This window comes from Rossellomorea sp. LJF3 (assembly GCF_037046045.1).
Taxonomy (GTDB): Bacteria; Bacillota; Bacilli; order Bacillales; family Bacillaceae_B; genus Rossellomorea.
In genome coordinates, this window is record NZ_JBANLY010000002.1 from 180,366 (window position 1) to 197,234 (window position 16,869).

Consider the following 16,869-nt stretch of genomic DNA (forward strand, 5'->3'; position numbering starts at 1 on the left):
ACGGGAGGGCACGATATGAAAATTGCTTTATTCGGGAGTACTGGCCGCGTTGGTTCCGTAGTCTTTCAACGGGCTATGTCAGAATATGAAGTAAATCGATTAGTACGGAGAGGCAGTGGACAAGACGCGCCAGGTACGGAAATTGTCGGGGATGTGTTGAATGAAGAAGATGTGATGAAGACCATCGAAGGCTCAGAGGCCGTGATCAGCTGCCTGAATACAGATAAACAGGATGTCCTGACAAATAGCATGCCAATCCTGTTAAAAGCCATGAGAACCTATGGGGTGAAACGGATCATTACGTGCGGGACGGCGGGCATCCTCCAGGCGCGGAGGGGTGATGGTCTTTACCGTTTTCAGTCGAGTGAATCGAAACGGAGGAGCACAGCCGCGGCCGAAGACCATCTAAGGGCCTTTCTCATGCTTCAGGCATCTGAAATGGAGTGGACCATCGTTTGTCCCACCTATTTGCCGGATGGAGAACGGCTCGGGAATTACCGAACGGAACAAGACGTCCTTCCTGAAGGCGGTAGAAGCATTTCCATTTATGACACAGGAGACTTCATATACAAACAACTGTCAGACCTGTCCTTCATCAAAAGCCGGGTTGGCATCTGTTATTAAGAGTATGGGATAAAAAAACGGGACTGAATATCAGTCCCGTTTTCCTATTATTTAAAGATGGCAGAAATGATTTCGTCCGTGCTCATTCCACTTTCGACGTCAAAGGTACCTGGGCGCAGCTCGTTCTCAAGCCCCCGCTTTTCTACCTCTTTATAGAAATCCAACCCATCTTTTATGATATTGGCTTGTTCCAGAGCATTTCCTACGTCGATACTTGTCATACCCGTAGAAACGGTGAGCATCGTTTTGTAAACCACCTTACCGTCATCTTTCTTATCCGATGATGCATTCTCTTCCTGCTTTTCATTCATGGCTTTCAGCTGCTTGTTCCACTGATCTTCAGTATGTATGACATAGCCTTTTGAAGTCAGCTTATTCACCATTTCATCCTCTGACAGCTTTTGCACTTCAGCAGGTTCTTCTTTCCCGGTACTACTTGCTTCCGAAGGACCGAAAAGATACACAGCCCCAATTAAAGAGGTGGCAATCAAGATGCCTCCAGCAAAGCTCCGCAATGAATTCGATGTCACTGTCATTGTGCCACTAAGCCCCTTTCACCCTTTTGAGCCATAAATGGCGCGAGCATATGCTCCACTTCATTAGGCTTGAGCTTTGTTTTCCCTGCAATACTTTCAACAGAATAACCTCTTTTATACAAATCAAGCATCTCACGGAGCAATTCGCGCTCCTCGGATGCTGCAGGTGCAGCTCCTGCCTGCTGGGCTGTAATCTCTGCATCCAATTGTATATTACGTAACTGTTTCTCGAGTTCATGAACGTCATTCAATACAGAAATGGATACATGCTCTATCTGTTGCTCAAGCTTCGAGTTGGTTTGTGTCGTTTTAATAAACGATAAAATGAGCAGCACAACTGCTGACCCAAATAAAATGGCGATTGCCCATCCCATCATAGGATCCTCCCTTTATGAAACTTTTTTATCAATTAAATTATACATTGATAATGGGAGAAATTCGATTTAAAACGACAAAATCCCACGAAAGTCCTGTTTTCTTAACAGGAAATTGTATTTACACATGGATGATTCCCCGTCATACCAGTATATCTTCAAGTCCTAAAAGAAAAAGCATCCGACTACTATCGTCAGATGCCCTTCCTCTTCTATCCTGCCAGATTATCTTTAGATCCCTGCTGAAGCTGATACATTTGATAATATCGGCCCAGCCTTTTCATTAATTCATCATGATTCCCACGTTCAACGATTTCCCCTCGATCTAATACAAGGATTTGATCGGCTTCCTTGATCGTGGATAATCTGTGAGCGATGATGAAGGTCGTCCGGCCCTTTTTCAGGACTTCCATCGCTTCCTGGATGATGGCCTCAGTCTCCGTATCGATGCTTGATGTCGCTTCATCGAGAATCAGGATCGCTGGATTAAAGGCCAGTGCACGTGCAAAGGATATCAGTTGGCGTTGACCGGATGAAAGGGTGCTGCCTTTCTCGATCACCGGTTCATCATATCCATTCTCCAGGTTTTTGAACACTTTTTCCGCCCCTACAGCATTGAGTGCCGCCTCTACCTGCTCCCTTGAAATCCTTGGATCATCAAGACTGACATTTGAAGCAATCGTCCCTGTGAACAAATAAGGATCCTGCAAGACGATTCCCATATGCTCCCGAATCGTTTGATAGGGAATATCGACAATGTCTTTTCCATCAATCCGGATTTTCCCTTCATTGCTATCATAGAAACGGAACAACAGATTCATGATCGAGCTTTTTCCTGAACCCGTATGTCCCACCAGGGCAACAGTTTCCCCTTTGTTTGCTTCAAACGTAATATCTTTCAACACATATTCATTCTCTTTATATCCAAAGAATACATGCTCAAAGCTTACATTCCCGTCATATCTGCTCATTTTCCCATCATCCACAGGGATCCCCGTCTCTTCAAGCAGCTGGAAAACCCGTTCTCCCGCCACGAGTGCCTGTTCAAGGTTGGCAAGCTGGTTCACAATCCCTGTCACCGGCTGGAACAACCGGTTGATGTAGTCAACAAAGGCATAAAGGACCCCGAGCGTGACAACAGATCCCACTCCGATCGATGCTCCACCGAAATACCAAATGAACGCTACGAACGTGATATTCCTTAATACCCCTACAAGGTTATGGGAGGTCATTGAATTTAAGCTTAATAGTTTATTTTGATATTTGAAGTGGGTTTCGTTCAGATCTTCGAATTCTTCGTTCGTTTTCTTTTCCCTGCTGAAAGCCTGAATGATGTTCATGCCCTGTATTGATTCATTGATCATGGCATTGATATCACTCACTTTCGATCTGATGATATGATTGTATTTCGACGCATAAATACGATAAAGATACGTCCACACAATCAGGATCGGTATCAGGATCAAGCAAATGGCCGCTAATTTAGCGTCAAGAATAAAGAGTGCAATGTAAATCCCGATAATATAAATCGTACTGGAGAAGAACGTCGATAGTACGGTTACATACAGGTCCCTGATTGCTTCCGTGTCGTTTGTGATCCTGGCAACGACCTTCCCTGCCGGCAGATTATCGAAATAACGGATCGGAAGCTTTTGGATGTGTTGAAACACATCATTACGCATCTTTTGTATAACACGGTTTGCCGCCTTCTGAAGGTAGAACCGCTGACCGTATTGGAAAAAGGCCGCGACGACAAGCAAACCGAAATAAAAGGCAATCAATCGGATGATCCTTGGTATTTCCGGATTATAGAACTTGAGAAGCTCATCCCCTGTTAACTTCTCAGCAGGATAGGTTTCTGATTCACCGCCTTTAGTAATCGTCATCTCCCCAGATGACACCGATCGTTCCCCGTCAAAGTAAATGGTGGCAGGAATGAAATAAAACGCTCTGCCAACCTGGAGGATACGGACGTCTTCCCCTTTTGTTTCTCCATCACTGAAATACTGATCACGCTTATACCAAGTTCCCTCATAAGGTACAGCTTCTTTCCCCTCAACCGTTTCATACCAGGTCGATTCAATCCCGAGAATATGATCATCGATCAGTTTTTTGGCAATGAATGGACCAGCAAGTTCCGCCGCCACTGATACACTTAGCATCAGCAGGGCAGCTATGATGATTTTTTTATAAACAAGCGCATATTCGGTTAGTTTTCTTCCGACTTTCATGAGCCCACCTCCTCTAGTGAGGAATCTTCAACTTGTTGGCGGTCAAATTGTTCTTTATACCAACCGCCATTCTCGAGGAGCACTTCATGGACCCCTTCTTCTACCACTTTCCCATCCTCGAATACGATGATCCAATCTGCATGCTGAACCGCCGATAGACGATGAGTCGTAATAATCGTTGTTTTCCCTTCACGTTCTGTTCGTATATTGTCTATGATCTTTGCTTCTGTCTTGGCATCGACGGCCGATAATGAGTCATCAAGGATCAGGATTTCAGGGTTTTTGATGAGTGCTCTTGCAATCGAAATCCGTTGTTTCTGCCCACCCGAGAGAGCCACACCCTTCTCCCCTACTAGAGTGGACAACCCGTCAGGCAGCATTTCGAGGTCCTTCTTGAAATCAGCCAATTCTATCGCCTTTTCCAAATCTTCCTCTGTTGCATCATGCTTCCCGAATAATATATTCTCTTTTACAGTCCTGGAAAAAAGAACATGATCCTGTGGTACATAGCCAATCCAATCCCTTACCTGCTGAATGGACAAGTCATCAATCGGGATTCCTCCGATCGATAGGGAACCACTTCCCGCTGGATATTCACGAAGAAGCTGCTTGATGAAAGTCGTCTTGCCGCTTCCTGTCTTTCCGACTATCCCAAGGGTTCCTCCTTGATGAATGTTCACATTGATGTTGGATAGGTTCAGTACCTGTGAGGAAGGATATTTGAAGTCCACATCCTTAAATCCGATCTGTTCGGGAGAATCGATTGATTTAGGATTCTCTCTATCCTGTACGTCCTGGACATAATCGAGTGTCTCCTGAACCCGATCAAGGGACGCATTCCCCCGTTGCATCACATTGATCAATTCACCAATCGCAAACATCGGCCAGATTAACATCCCGAGATACACATTAAAGGATACCAGCTGTCCTAAGGTAATGTTCTGATGGAATACCAGGTAGGCCCCATAGCCCAATCCGATTAAGTAACTTAATCCGACGAGGACTTTTATGGTCGGTTCAAAGAGTGAATCGATCCTTGCCACACCAATATTTTTGTTATACACATCTTCCGTCATATCAGCGAATCGCTTTTCATCTGCCCTTTCCTGTACGTAAGCCCGGATGACCCTGACCCCCGCAATCGACTCAAGAACTTTATCATTCATGTCTCCGAATGCATCCTGCGCTTCGGTGAACCGCTTATGGATCCTTGCACCATATACCTTCATTAACAGAGCCATGATCGGCAGTGGTAAAACGGCCGCTAACGTCAGTTTCCAGCTGATGAGAAATCCCATCGTAAACAGGATTGTTAACATGAACACGCTCGAATCGATCAACGTCAGCACACCGAAACCCGCCGTAATCGAGATCGCCTTCAAATCATTCGTCGCCCTCGCCATTAAATCACCCGTCCGATTCTTCTCGAAGAACGTCGGGGTCATTTTTAAGAGGTGACCCATGAATTTACTGCGCAGCTGCCTCTCGACGAGAAAGGCCCCGCCAAACAGTTTATACATCCACACATACGTCATCCCGTACGAGATGATGGCAATCCCGGCTATCATCCAAAGATACTTTCCAACCACATCCCAGGTCATCGCACCGAGATGAATGTCATCTATGGCATTCCCCACAAGCTTCGGCGGAATCACATCAAGGATCCCGACTATCGTCAATAGGACAATCGCGACTGTGTACCTTTTCCAATTTTCAATAAAAAACCATGATAATTTCTTAAAAATACTAAACATCCCACTCTACCTCCTCAAGTTAACTTTCTCATCTATCCGCCTTCTGTCTCCACAGCCGTCATCCTCTTCTTCATTTGAACCATTACCATCTTCATTTCCTCCTCAATAAATTGAATATATATGTGATCAAGGATTCCCCCTGGATACACCGAAAATAAAACAGACGGACGTCCAAAGGTGGTCAAGATACAGGAGAGCCCATAGGTGGGCCAACCGGATCATTTGCGCCTTTAGAACGTCCGTCTTCGTTTTTGGACATATAAAAGCACAGATTACATTCATAACCTGTGCCCATTGATTCATATAAAATCGTGAGGAGTTACTGGTCATGTGATGATATGAAATTGATTGGACTAGCCGATGGTGCTCCTTTAACTCTATACGCTTTCATCATCACAAACCCTCCATTTCATTTAATGTTTTTTATTCCATTAATAACCATACTATATGACACGAATTGTGTCAATATTATCTTTATTAGTAATTTTCTATACACTATATGACATTCTTAAGCTTTCGTGAACCATCATTTTTCTATTCTTTTGAATTTCCTCCATACTTTTTTAGCAAATAATAAATAAAAGATGATGGGGAATGGACACTGTATCAATCCCCAAATTCCCCAGAACCAGTAATTGTGGCCGTTTTTACGGGCATCGATGAACAGATAAATGCTTTGTGTCAAAAGAATGGGGATGACAAGGGGTAAAATATAGAGTTCTTCTTTCGTCATGTCCTCTTCACCTTTTTCATATAGGTAATCCCTGTAAAAATCGATGCTCCCAGAAAGATGATGATTTGAAGAAGAAGAAATAAAACGGGCATTTGTAATAATGCAAGGGAAAATAAAGTCAGGATGCAGGCGGCTAGAAGAAGAAAAATGATGAGATCCCGTCTGAATCTAATGTTAAGCTGCGCCTGCCTCTCCTCGACGAATTGCTCAAACCATTGCAGATTCGGCGTGTTTTGATCGACGTCCTCATCAATAGACCGGAAACCGTCCCCAAGTAAGTTCTTTAATTCATCTTGTTCACGATCATTGTCCATCTATTTTCAACTCCTTTCTCAGCCGGGTGATTCCGTGATGAACCCTCGATTTAACTGTGCCTGGTGGAATTTCCGTCATATGAGCGATTTCATCATAAGAATATCCGTAGTAATGTTTCAGGATGATCGGGAGCCTGATATCTTCAGATAATGTGGACAATGCGGCTAACACATCATTCCACTCCTCATTTCTTGACTCCAATTCCCATTTCAGCTTCCTGCCATTCATTTCTTCCTTTTGCCACGTCTCTTCTCTCTTCTTTTTCCGCTGAAGGTCGATATACCGATTGGTCGCAATTGAAATCAGCCAGGTGGAAAATTTGGATTTCCCGTTATATTGATGGATTTTCTCAACACACTTAGCCATCGTATCCTGGGCAAGATCTTCTGCCTGATCGCGGTTCATCGTCACTTTGATCAAGTATTTCACTAGAAAAGGATAATGTTCTCTAAAGAGCTGAGCAAAGGCTTCGTGATTCCCCTTTTTCGCTAGTTTAATCCATTCTCTCTCATCCATCCATTACTGTCCTTTCTATCCACCCCATCCGGTGAGTTCATTGATAAGACGTAAACACAGAAAAATCGTTCATAAAATCATTATACTTTTTTAAAATATTTTTCATTCTATTTTTGGCACAATAATCCCCTCTATCGAATAGTCTTACCTATTCAATAGAGGGGATTGAATTTCTATCCATTCACCACTGCTGATTGTGTTTCTTCTTTTACGTATTTCGGAAGGATGATGGTATAGAATACGGCTACGATGAGGAGGCAGCCTCCTACGAGCCAGTAGAGCATTTCTACGGTGACGGTGGATGGGAATGTGACGGCTATGACTCCAAGAGTAATCGATTGAGACAGCATCATGAGTGGATTGATCCACCCTTGAACCCTTCCCATCATTTTAGGATCGATGATGCTCGGCATCCACCCGCCAATCGCGATGTTTACGAGTGGCAATCCGAGTGCGGCCAAGAAAATGATCGCGAGGAAGATCCACGTGGTCGGAGCAAAGGATGCAGCGATGATGAATGTCCCCGAAATCACCAGACCTGCCACAATCAGGACATGAAGCTTGAATTTCTGAGTCAGCATCGATGAGAAGATACTTCCGATCAGCACTCCGGCCCCGAATGCAACACCTAATAGAATCGAATATTCTTCATAAGAATCGGGTGCCAGCTTATATTTCAATATAAAGATAGGAATCACTGAGAATCCGCCATTCACGATTCCGAATACAATAAACCCGCCTATCAACGATAAAAGGAGCTTATGGTTCAGGATATACTTCATGCCAGCTGTAAAATCTTTTGCGACAGATTGAATGTTCAAATCCTTCCAGGAATGCTTCCCATTCGGAAGCCGGACTGCTTCTGGAATGACACATTTTCTAATCAAGATCGCTGAAATCATAAACGTAACGAAATCCACCGCTATGGCACCGTAAATCCCGGCGGTCCAATAGACAAAGATGGCAACGGCATTTCCGAGCAGCATAAACAAACTCATCACCATCTGATTCAATCCGGCTGCTGTAGAATAATCATCCTTTGAAAGGACCCCCTGCAGGATGCCTTGTTCCGCCGGAAAGAAAAACTTCTGCACGCCGCTTCTAAGGAAAAGAACGGCAAAGATCAGTGGTAGCCACCCGATGAATATGGCTCCGAATAATAACAGTGTGAGAAACGCACTGATCGTATCACAGTGATACGCGATTTTTTGACGGTCCATCCTATCCGCGAACACCCCCACCAGGAAAAACACCACAAGAGTGGGGATTGAATACATCATTTCTGTAATAGACGCATACATGGGCTGATCAGAAAATCGATCCAAAAGATAAAACATAAACGCCGTCAGGCCGATCACACTTCCCATATGCGAAGTGAAGTTTGCGAAAAATAATTTTAAAAATATCGGATTCTTAAAAATCTCTATCATTTTTTTCATACATACCGTCTCCCATCAATGATTAACTATCTCCATCATATAGAAATTCACTTATGGGGAGGAGGGTCCATTGGTGGTATTTTCCTCCGTCTCGCGTCGGATGGGGGTCGGGTATTTTCTCCATCCTTCATTCAATTAAAAAAGCCTGAAGCACAAATGCTCCAAGCTTTTCTTAAAGTCAGCCTTCATTCAAACGTCCCTTTCACGAGGGCCTCTCCGTTCTCAACCATCAACTTCCCTCTTGCAAAAACCGAGCTCACTTCGAGACTTTGGTTGTCTAATAGTACGAGATCAGCATCCCTTTCCACTTCCACACGGCCTTTATTTTTCAGTTTCAGGATTTTGGCAGGATTTGAGGTTATGACCTTGATAGCTGTTTCCAGCGGAATCCCCTCCACCAAAACAGCATCCTTCACTTCACTGTAGAGACTCGATACCTGACCGATCTGCAGACCGATCAGTTCTTCATCCTCATCAAAATCCGGCAGACTAGCCTGTCCATCGGAAGTGTAGGTGATCTGTTCCACCGGTACACCTGCATCCAGCATGCGTTTAAGGGCCCGACTGCATTTCACTTCCCCATCTTCAAGAAATTGAGGGATGGTACTCGTTGTAAAGTCCACATATCCACCCTTTAATGCGTATCGGATCCCCGCGTCAAAAAGATGGGCATTCCGGTTAATATGTGTCGGGTAGAACTGTTTGATCGGAATATCCGTTGTTTCAACAATTTCTTCCAGCAAATCTAAATGATCAAAGCTATCCCCCACATGGACATTCACAATGCCGGCTTTACCTGACAGCATTCCTCCGATTCTTGCAGCGGATGCAATTTTTGCTAATTCGTTGACCGTCGGTTGAGAGGAGCGATGATCGGCAATCGCCACTTCACCCACTCCTATGATTCTGTCCACGAGGATGATATCGTCCTCGATCTTGCCGGTGAGCGTTTTTAATGGTACCTGGTAGGAACCCGTTTGCGTATAGCAGGTGATGCCTTCTTCCTCGAGTCCCTTCGCCTTGGCTATAAGGCTCGCCATCGTTCTCGTTGTCCCATCTGTTCCGATGACCCCGACAAGCGTGGTAATCCCGGCCATTGTAGCCTGGGTAAGCTGAATTTCGGGGGTTCTTGTACGGAAACTCCCTTCACCACCACCACCCATGATATGTACATGGGAGTCAATGAATCCTGGTACTATAAATTTCCCTGTTGCATCCACGACTTCTATATCCACAAATGCTTCTGGAAGTTCAATTTTGTCTTCAATGAATCCGATCTTATCCCCCACGAGGAGGATATCTTTTTTACCTAAATATGCCGGAGCATAAACTTCCCCATTTTGAATTAATGTCAGCATGATTGGTGCTCCTTTCAATACTTTTAATGACAGCAGCGGGTCTCTTTAATGACCCGGACGGTTAATTAAATATCCGATGAGAGTGGCCGTTATGACAAAAATGGATGAAAGGGCGAATAGAATAAGCATGAATTTAAGAATGAATTTAGCCCATACGCCCCAATCGACCCGTGCTGCCCCGAGCGTCCCCATCAGGGCGGCTGATGTCGGAACAAGGATGTTTGTCAGTCCATCTCCCAATTGGAATGCAAGAACCGATACTTGACGCGTGACGCCGGCGATATCTGAAAGTGGTGCCATTAATGGCATCGTGAGGGCAGCTTGACCAGAACCGGAAACCACAAAGAAGTTGAAAACGGACTGGAAGACATACATGCACCAGGCAGAAATGGCCTCAGGGAAATCCCCTACCACTTGTCCCGCTCCATATAATACCGTATTCAACACAGAAGGTGCGTCCGGCGCGTCTCCCCCAAGGATGATAACAATCCCTTTCGCCATACCTACCACAAGTGCTGCAGGCAGCAGATCTTTCGCACCGTCGATGAAACCATTCGCGACATCGTCCCATGTCATTCCATTTAATTTAAACAGGACTCCGATGACCCCTGCAACTAAACCAATCGTAAAGAATTGGCTCGCAATCTCGGGAATATAGTACGCATGCTCCACAACACCCCAGATGATCCAGGCAATTCCCACTGCTACCGTCAGGATGACCAGTGAGTGCCCCCATGTGAATCTTGCATGTAAATTTTCCACTTTACCTTCTTTACGGAAATATTCGTCCGAAGCATATGAAAGGCTCCGTTTGGGGTCCTTTCGGATGGCGTTGGCGTATCTCCATGTGTAGAGAATCCCGACCAGTGTAAAGACTGTCCACATCACGATTCGGAATCCAGCTCCTGATAACACAGGTACCCCCGACACTCCTTGTGCGATGGCCACCCCGAATGGATTCATCCATGACGTGGCAAATCCGATCTGAGTCGCCACATACGTGATCATGATCCCCGTGATGGCATCATAGCCGATAGCAATCATGATTGGAACGAGGATCATGGCAAAGGCGATGGCCTCTTCCCCCATTCCAAAGACGGCCCCACCTAATGAGAATAAAAAGAACATGATCGGGATGATAAGGGACTCCTTCCCTTTGGTCCGATCGATTACCTTGAGAATCCCTTCTTCGATCGCCCTTGTCTTCATGATGATCCCGAAGGCTCCCCCGATAATGAGGATAAAGGCTACCACTCCGACTGCAGATCCCCATTTATCCCCTGATACCAAACCTTCAAATACATAATTCAGGAAACCGATCCCCCCGCCCGGTTCGAAAAGACTTGTTCCTTCCCTGATCAGATTTCCGTCCTCATCTTTCAAATAACTAAACGAATCCGGATTTAAAACCGTTTTGGTTTGTTCCTCCCCATCCTGCATATACGTGATTTCTTCCGTCACAAATTGTCCCTTAGGTATGACATACGTTAATATGGCCGCAGCCAGCACGACGAAAAACACAATGATAAACGTATGCGGCACCTTCCATGCTTTTTGTTCTCTCTCCATTTCTTTTCCCCCCATATGACATTTTGATGTGCTTCATTTCCTTAAATGCAAGTTCCGTGCCAACCTTCAATTGTCTGAAAAATATAAACTTTAATTCCTTCATTGGTTGATATGGGTTAGACTATTCATAACCATTAAACTTTTATTAACCATTAGGAGGGATCCAATGAAACGCGAATTCATTCTATTAGCCGGTACCAAACAAACAGAAATAGCCCTTAAAGAACAGCTGCAATCCGTTTTCGGCGACCTGATTCAAATTACAAGCTATGCCTGCGATGAGGGAATCCCAACGTATTTTACGAATGCGTTGATCGTGTATTCTTCTTCCCTCATTTCCTCCGAAGTACAGGAATATATCGATTTCGATTCCTGTGCCATCATAAAAGCCCGCAGAACGGTTAATTATGAATATATAGACCGCATATTTGAATTACCTCCGGGAAAGAAGATCCTTTATGTCAATGACTTCATCGAAACGGCTCAAGAAGCCGTCGCTACTTTAAAACGCCTCGGTATTGATCATGTGGACTATATTCCTTACTCCCCATCAGGAGGAGGAGATACGAGTCAAATTGATACAGCTGTTTCACCCGGCGAAATGGCGAGCATCCCCACTTCCATCCCGAAAAAAATCGATATAGGTGTCAGACTGATCGATTTGAATACGATTTTGAAAATCATCCACCACTTTCAATTATCAGAGAGATTGACCTTTGACGTGACCGATCGTTATACAAGGAAAATCATTGAGCTCAGCCAGAAGCTCGGTGCCATCAACAGACGGGCGGAAACATTAAACAAGTTTTTAAATAAAGTGGTCGATGGAGTTAACGACGGGATTCTCGCCTTTCAGGAGGATGGGGAAATCACCGTCTTCAATGAAGTGCTCGAAAGAATGACCGGGATCACAGCCGCTCACGCAAAAGGGAAGAAACTGAGCAGGGTGTTCAAAAACATCGAGCTTAATCATTTCCTCACCTCAGAGCAGGATGAAGATTTGGAATATTTCACGCTCCGGCAGCAGAATGTCCTGGTATATCGCTTCCGCTTGGAGGCTGAAGGTGTCATTGTAGCAACTTTCAAGGATATGGAAGAGACCATAGAAATGGAGAAAATACGGAAACGCGAGCTCCAGCGAAGGGGGTATGTCGCCAAGTATACATTCGACAGTATATTAGGAAACAGCCATCTTATTTACGATACTAAATTGATGCAAAAAAACTCGCAAAAAGTGAGCTGCCGGTTTTGATTTACGGTGAGACGGGGACTGGGAAAGAGCTGTTTTCCAGCGCCATGCACAATGATTCTTCCCGTAAGAACAGTCCATACCTCGCTGTTAACTGCAGTGCCTTACCGGAAGATCTATTAGAAAGTGAATTATTCGGGTATGAGGAAGGCGCCTTTACGGGTGCTAAAAAGGGCGGCAAAAAGGGCTTATTCGAACAAGCCGATGGAGGCACCCTGTTCCTTGATGAAATAGGCGATATCAGCTTAAAGCTTCAGGCGAGACTCCTAAGGGTCCTTCAGGAAATGGAAATCAGAAGGATCGGAGGAAACAAAAATATTCCTGTGGATGTGAGGATCATCGCTGCTACAAACAAGGAACTTCAAGCCTTAATCATTGATGGCACGTTCAGGGAAGACCTCTACCATCGATTAAAAGTGTTATCCCTGCAGCTTCCAAGCCTCAGGGAAAGAAGTGAAGATATCCCACTCCTTATCAAACACTTCCTCGGGATGGAACATAGTAAAATCACCACTATCGACCGTGCCGTTTTGGAAGCCATGAAGAAAGCTCCGTGGAAGGGAAATATTCGGGAACTTAAAAATACACTTCTATATATGATGACCGTCGCCGGGCACAACAGGCTGACACTGCAAGAATTACCGAGAAATGATCATAATTTTACTGAAAAAGAGCAAACTAACGGTACCCATTCTCCGGCGGAGGTCACCATGACTAAATCCCGAGAGTATATCAATATCCTGACTGCATTAGCGGGGTTCTTTGAAAATGGAGAGAGGGCAAGCAGAGCTAAGATCCATTCTTCACTCCAACAAAGTCCGACCCCGCTCTCCGTTCAACAGATCAGGACAAGATTGAATGAATTACAGGATTTAGGATACGTGTTCATCAAAAGAGGGAGAATCGGAACTGAAATAACACCTGCAGGAGTAAATTGGCTAAACGAACAGAGGGAGAATGTTTTAACCATTCGATAACGGGGTATCTTTACTTTAACCGGTTAGAAACAAAAAACATTCTTCACGATACAATAAGTCGAGGTGATTTTCATGGTACGTACGATCTTAATGGTCATTGGCGCAATTGTTGTTATTGGCTGGATCATCAGCATGCTTTAAGAGAGACCCTATCAGCCAAACATTATTCTTGCAATTATTTGAGTTATATTATTGAACGCGAAGGAGCAGAATGGATCTTCCCCCCATTCTGCTCCTTATTTTTTTCGAATGGCTTTGTTGCTGTCTGAAGAAGTGCGTAGACTCCTATGGAAAAACGGTCGTGCCGAGACCCCGGAAGCGAACTGTGCTGAGGAGGCTCGGCCGGACGTCCGTGGAAAGCGGAGCAGCTCTCCTCACCCTGTAGCTCACGCTTATTGTCAGAGCATGTATTAAGATTATTTTGTAATTATAACCATAATCTTGGTGAAAAGAGCTTTTCAACTTAATCCCCGCCCCATCTCGGAAATCTGCCAAAGAAGATTAAAAATTCTTGAAACGGGTAAACAACAGATATCCCAATGTTGAGGTGATTACTATGTATAGACATATTCTATTAGCTTACGATGAAACAGATGGCAGCAAAAAAGCATTAGACGAAGTATCGAAATTAATGAAAAGTTCCATAGACTCTAAACTGACCGTGCTTCATATTTCAGACGAAAAGACAGCGAATGAACCCCGTGACAATTTTACACCGACTCACGCACTCGCTGATACGTCTCCCGGTTTCGATAACCAGTACATGGGGAATCTATCGGTTTCTCCTGACAACAAAGTTCGTGAGGAAGATAGACATGAAATCAAGACACCTTCTTCCACTCACCCCTATTTAGTAAATGCCAGGGAAAAACTGTCTCCTCATGGAGTGGATGCCAACTACATTCACCTGTCGGGTTCCGAAGCGAAACGCATTTGTGAATACGCCAAGGAAATACAAGCCGATCTGGTTGTCGTCGGAAGCAGCGGTAAATCCGGCATGAAGAAATGGGTACTCGGAAGTGTAAGCGAAAAAGTCACACAAAACTGTGAATCCAGTGTCCTGGTGGTAAAGTAGGCATTCAACAAAGAGGAGGGACGGACCTTTAAAGGTCCGTCCCTCCTCTTTGTTATGTATCCTGCTCAGTCGTTAATTCCTCCAATCGCTTACAGCTGCTTTCCTCATCAAAGCTGCTAAAGATCCGATAGGCCTCTGCATCGAGTATTCGATAATGTTTGCTGAATAGATTTTGTTGAAGAATGTATTCGTCGGTCTTTTTGATATCCTTCCACCAAATCTTTCCACCAAGTGTTTTTTCCTTCCGATAATCAATGCCTTCCCGGGCGATGGTCTCGATGACTTCGAGGGGTTCTCCACCAAGACTGGTCGTTAACGTTTCACTATCCTTGAATAACGCACAAATCGCTACGGCTGCGGTCCAGCTGGCCATCACCCTACCCTTTTCAATCTGCACGAGTGTTTTTTTCGACAGCCCTATGACAGTAGCCATCTTATCCTGCGTATACCCCGCCTCTGTCCGTACCAACCTTAATTTATCAGAGATGATCAATATAATTTCTTCTTTTGTCATGGTTTCACACCTTAATTGTTTATAGTGTAATATTACACCTATATCATACCTGTTTTCAATCCCAATCAAACATCATTTATCCAACCCATTGAATTTTGAATACAAATCATTGATTCATTATACTTTTACTTAGAATGCATTTAATAATGTTATAAACATGCGCTAACACCAGCATCGTTTCAAAGGAGGAATCAAGGTGAAGGATCCCATCATCGTTCTGATCAGGGAGGACTTAAGGATTCACGATCACCCTGCTCTCTATGCAGCTTGCCAGGAAGGGGACGTGATCCCCCTTTATATTTTGGATGAGGAAACCACCCTGGGCGAAGCAAAGAAGTGGTGGCTGCACCGGAATATCGAGGCCTACCAACATAGCCTTCAATCGATTAACGGCAGACTATGGCTGGATAAGGGGAACGTGGAAAAAGTCCTTTCCAAATGGGTGAAGAACACCAACGCAAAAGCTGTTTACTGGAATCGGACATACGACCCTGACACTTACCAAAGGGATCGTTCGATGGCCGAGTCCCTATCCTCCGAAGGAATCCAGGTCAAGACGTTCGAAGGAACCCTCCTTCTTCCCCCCTGGAAAATTAAAAAGGATGACGGCACTCCATATAAGGTGTATTCAGCTTATTACCGATCACTCAGGAAAGAAGAAATCCCAAAACCCCTTCAAGCTCTTAAACAGATGGAGGTTCCACAGCTGCAAGACGAGGGGATGGTCCTAAACGATTTGGATCTCCTTCCGGCCATCCCTTGGTATCACATCATGGAAAGCATATGGGACCCTGGTGAAGAAGCTGCATTCAAAAGAATGAACTCATTCCTCACTAAAAGATTAGATGATTATTCAGAAGGTAGAGATTTCCCGGGCAAGGGACTGCATTCCACCTTGTCACCTTATTTGGCTCTCGGGATCATTTCCGTCAGGAGAATCTATCATACCCTCCTCGATACGGAGGATAAACTGATCGAACCATTTATTAAGCAGCTTATATGGAGGGAATTCTCCTATTCAGTCCTCTTCCATTATCCCGAGTCACCGACACGTCCACTAAATGAAAAGTTTGCCGAATTCCATTGGCAACGTGATGAAGAAGGATGGGAGAAATGGACAAAGGGCAAAACCGGTTATCCAATCGTCGACGCAGGGATGAGGGAATTGTGGGCAACCGGCTTCATGCATAATCGGGTGCGAATGATTGTGGCATCCTTCCTCACGAAGCACCTGCTCATCCCATGGCAAAGGGGAGCAGAGTGGTTTCTTGATACACTGATCGACGCAGACCTTGCCAACAACTCTATGGGGTGGCAGTGGGTCTCAGGGTCAGGATTCGATGCAGCACCTTACTTCCGGATCTTCAATCCGACCCTTCAAAGTGAAAAGTTTGATGAAGACGGGACATATATACGAATGTGGGTCCCTGAACTAAGTCAACTTCCTAATCGGTATATACACAAACCCTCAGAAGCTCCCGAAGATGTGTTGAAAAAGGCAAACATCACCCTTGGAGTAGATTATCCATATCCCCTCGTCGATCATAAAGCAGCCAGAAAGAGAGCATTGGAACACTATGAGGAAATAAAATAATGCAAAGAAAA

At 44.7% G+C, this 16,869-nt stretch carries 16 protein-coding genes; 5 read left to right on the plus strand and 11 right to left on the minus strand.

Annotation, left to right across the window (positions count from 1 at the left end; genetic code table 11):
- The first annotated feature begins 15 nt into the window (after positions 1-15).
- Positions 16-624 (plus strand): NAD(P)-dependent oxidoreductase, encoded by a 609-nt coding sequence (locus V8G47_RS03385; protein ID WP_336198875.1) that lies wholly within the window; start codon positions 16-18, stop codon positions 622-624.
- A 47-nt stretch (positions 625-671) separates the two neighbouring features.
- Here the strand turns inward: V8G47_RS03385 and V8G47_RS03390 are convergent, their stop codons facing one another.
- The 10 genes from V8G47_RS03390 to yfcC form a co-directional block, all read right to left on the minus strand.
- On the minus strand, positions 672-1,160 hold the full coding sequence (locus tag V8G47_RS03390) for a hypothetical protein (protein ID WP_336198876.1): 489 nt from the start codon (positions 1,158-1,160) through the stop codon (positions 672-674).
- Positions 1,157-1,534, minus strand: coding sequence for a hypothetical protein (locus V8G47_RS03395; protein WP_336198877.1), 378 nt, complete (start codon positions 1,532-1,534; stop codon positions 1,157-1,159). Before V8G47_RS03395 ends, V8G47_RS03390 begins: the two co-directional genes overlap by 4 nt.
- Positions 1,535-1,746: 212 nt before the next feature.
- A complete protein-coding gene (locus V8G47_RS03400; protein ID WP_336198878.1) occupies positions 1,747-3,765 on the minus strand; it encodes an ABC transporter ATP-binding protein in 2,019 nt (672 codons plus the stop codon).
- On the minus strand, positions 3,762-5,519 hold the full coding sequence (locus V8G47_RS03405; protein WP_336198879.1) for an ABC transporter ATP-binding protein: 1,758 nt from the start codon (positions 5,517-5,519) through the stop codon (positions 3,762-3,764). The genes V8G47_RS03400 and V8G47_RS03405 overlap by 4 nt, the downstream gene beginning before the upstream one ends.
- 526 nt (positions 5,520-6,045) lie before the next feature.
- A complete protein-coding gene (locus V8G47_RS03410; RefSeq protein ID WP_060670544.1) occupies positions 6,046-6,252 on the minus strand; it encodes a hypothetical protein in 207 nt (68 codons plus the stop codon).
- Positions 6,249-6,566 carry a YxlC family protein gene (locus V8G47_RS03415; RefSeq protein WP_336198880.1) on the minus strand — a complete coding sequence of 106 codons (318 nt, stop codon included), beginning with the start codon at positions 6,564-6,566 and terminating at the stop codon, positions 6,249-6,251. Before V8G47_RS03415 ends, V8G47_RS03410 begins: the two co-directional genes overlap by 4 nt.
- A complete protein-coding gene (gene sigY, locus V8G47_RS03420) occupies positions 6,556-7,083 on the minus strand; it encodes an RNA polymerase sigma factor SigY (protein ID WP_336198881.1) in 528 nt (175 codons plus the stop codon). Before sigY ends, V8G47_RS03415 begins: the two co-directional genes overlap by 11 nt.
- A gap of 173 nt (positions 7,084-7,256) precedes the next feature.
- Positions 7,257-8,522, minus strand: coding sequence for an MFS transporter (locus tag V8G47_RS03425; RefSeq protein ID WP_336198882.1), 1,266 nt, complete (start codon positions 8,520-8,522; stop codon positions 7,257-7,259).
- Positions 8,523-8,707: 185 nt separating this feature from the next.
- On the minus strand, positions 8,708-9,880 hold the full coding sequence (gene iadA / locus V8G47_RS03430) for a beta-aspartyl-peptidase (RefSeq protein ID WP_336198883.1): 1,173 nt from the start codon (positions 9,878-9,880) through the stop codon (positions 8,708-8,710).
- 45 nt (positions 9,881-9,925) lie between these two features.
- Positions 9,926-11,449: a putative basic amino acid antiporter YfcC gene (gene yfcC, locus V8G47_RS03435; protein ID WP_336198884.1), complete on the minus strand. Its 1,524-nt coding sequence runs from the start codon at positions 11,447-11,449 to the stop codon at positions 9,926-9,928.
- A 166-nt stretch (positions 11,450-11,615) separates the two neighbouring features.
- On the opposite strand from yfcC, the gene V8G47_RS03440 reads away from it, so the two are divergent.
- From V8G47_RS03440 to V8G47_RS03450, 3 genes are all read left to right on the plus strand, one after another.
- Positions 11,616-12,701 (plus strand): PAS domain S-box protein, encoded by a 1,086-nt coding sequence (locus V8G47_RS03440; protein ID WP_336198885.1) that lies wholly within the window; start codon positions 11,616-11,618, stop codon positions 12,699-12,701.
- Positions 12,698-13,675: a sigma 54-interacting transcriptional regulator gene (locus tag V8G47_RS03445; RefSeq protein WP_336198886.1), complete on the plus strand. Its 978-nt coding sequence runs from the start codon at positions 12,698-12,700 to the stop codon at positions 13,673-13,675. The genes V8G47_RS03440 and V8G47_RS03445 overlap by 4 nt, the downstream gene beginning before the upstream one ends.
- A 556-nt stretch (positions 13,676-14,231) precedes the next feature.
- Positions 14,232-14,750 carry a universal stress protein gene (locus tag V8G47_RS03450; protein WP_336198887.1) on the plus strand — a complete coding sequence of 173 codons (519 nt, stop codon included), beginning with the start codon at positions 14,232-14,234 and terminating at the stop codon, positions 14,748-14,750.
- A gap of 52 nt (positions 14,751-14,802) precedes the next feature.
- On the opposite strand, the gene V8G47_RS03455 is transcribed toward V8G47_RS03450, so the two are convergent.
- Positions 14,803-15,264 carry a helix-turn-helix transcriptional regulator gene (locus tag V8G47_RS03455; RefSeq protein WP_336198888.1) on the minus strand — a complete coding sequence of 154 codons (462 nt, stop codon included), beginning with the start codon at positions 15,262-15,264 and terminating at the stop codon, positions 14,803-14,805.
- Between the two features lie 196 nt (positions 15,265-15,460).
- On the opposite strand from V8G47_RS03455, the gene V8G47_RS03460 reads away from it, so the two are divergent.
- Positions 15,461-16,858, plus strand: coding sequence for a cryptochrome/photolyase family protein (locus V8G47_RS03460; RefSeq protein WP_336198889.1), 1,398 nt, complete (start codon positions 15,461-15,463; stop codon positions 16,856-16,858).
- Positions 16,859-16,869 lie beyond the last annotated feature (11 nt).

What these genes read in the sequence shown, in the direction of transcription:
- V8G47_RS03400 (WP_336198878.1), bottom strand. Translation starts at nt 3,765, where the DNA reads ATGAAAGTCGGAAGAAAACTAACCGAATATGCGCTTGTTTATAAAAAA.
- V8G47_RS03415 (WP_336198880.1), bottom strand. Translation starts at nt 6,566, where the DNA reads ATGGACAATGATCGTGAACAAGATGAATTAAAGAACTTACTTGGGGAC.
- V8G47_RS03455 (WP_336198888.1), bottom strand. Translation starts at nt 15,264, where the DNA reads ATGACAAAAGAAGAAATTATATTGATCATCTCTGATAAATTAAGGTTG.
- V8G47_RS03440 (WP_336198885.1), top strand. Translation starts at nt 11,616, where the DNA reads ATGAAACGCGAATTCATTCTATTAGCCGGTACCAAACAAACAGAAATA.
- V8G47_RS03405 (WP_336198879.1), bottom strand. Translation starts at nt 5,519, where the DNA reads ATGTTTAGTATTTTTAAGAAATTATCATGGTTTTTTATTGAAAATTGG.
- V8G47_RS03450 (WP_336198887.1), top strand. Translation starts at nt 14,232, where the DNA reads ATGTATAGACATATTCTATTAGCTTACGATGAAACAGATGGCAGCAAA.
- iadA (WP_336198883.1), bottom strand. Translation starts at nt 9,880, where the DNA reads ATGCTGACATTAATTCAAAATGGGGAAGTTTATGCTCCGGCATATTTA.
- yfcC (WP_336198884.1), bottom strand. Translation starts at nt 11,449, where the DNA reads ATGGAGAGAGAACAAAAAGCATGGAAGGTGCCGCATACGTTTATCATT.
- V8G47_RS03385 (WP_336198875.1), top strand. Translation starts at nt 16, where the DNA reads ATGAAAATTGCTTTATTCGGGAGTACTGGCCGCGTTGGTTCCGTAGTC.
- V8G47_RS03390 (WP_336198876.1), bottom strand. Translation starts at nt 1,160, where the DNA reads ATGACAGTGACATCGAATTCATTGCGGAGCTTTGCTGGAGGCATCTTG.
- V8G47_RS03425 (WP_336198882.1), bottom strand. Translation starts at nt 8,522, where the DNA reads ATGAAAAAAATGATAGAGATTTTTAAGAATCCGATATTTTTAAAATTA.
- sigY (WP_336198881.1), bottom strand. Translation starts at nt 7,083, where the DNA reads ATGGATGAGAGAGAATGGATTAAACTAGCGAAAAAGGGGAATCACGAA.
- V8G47_RS03410 (WP_060670544.1), bottom strand. Translation starts at nt 6,252, where the DNA reads ATGACGAAAGAAGAACTCTATATTTTACCCCTTGTCATCCCCATTCTT.
- V8G47_RS03395 (WP_336198877.1), bottom strand. Translation starts at nt 1,534, where the DNA reads ATGGGATGGGCAATCGCCATTTTATTTGGGTCAGCAGTTGTGCTGCTC.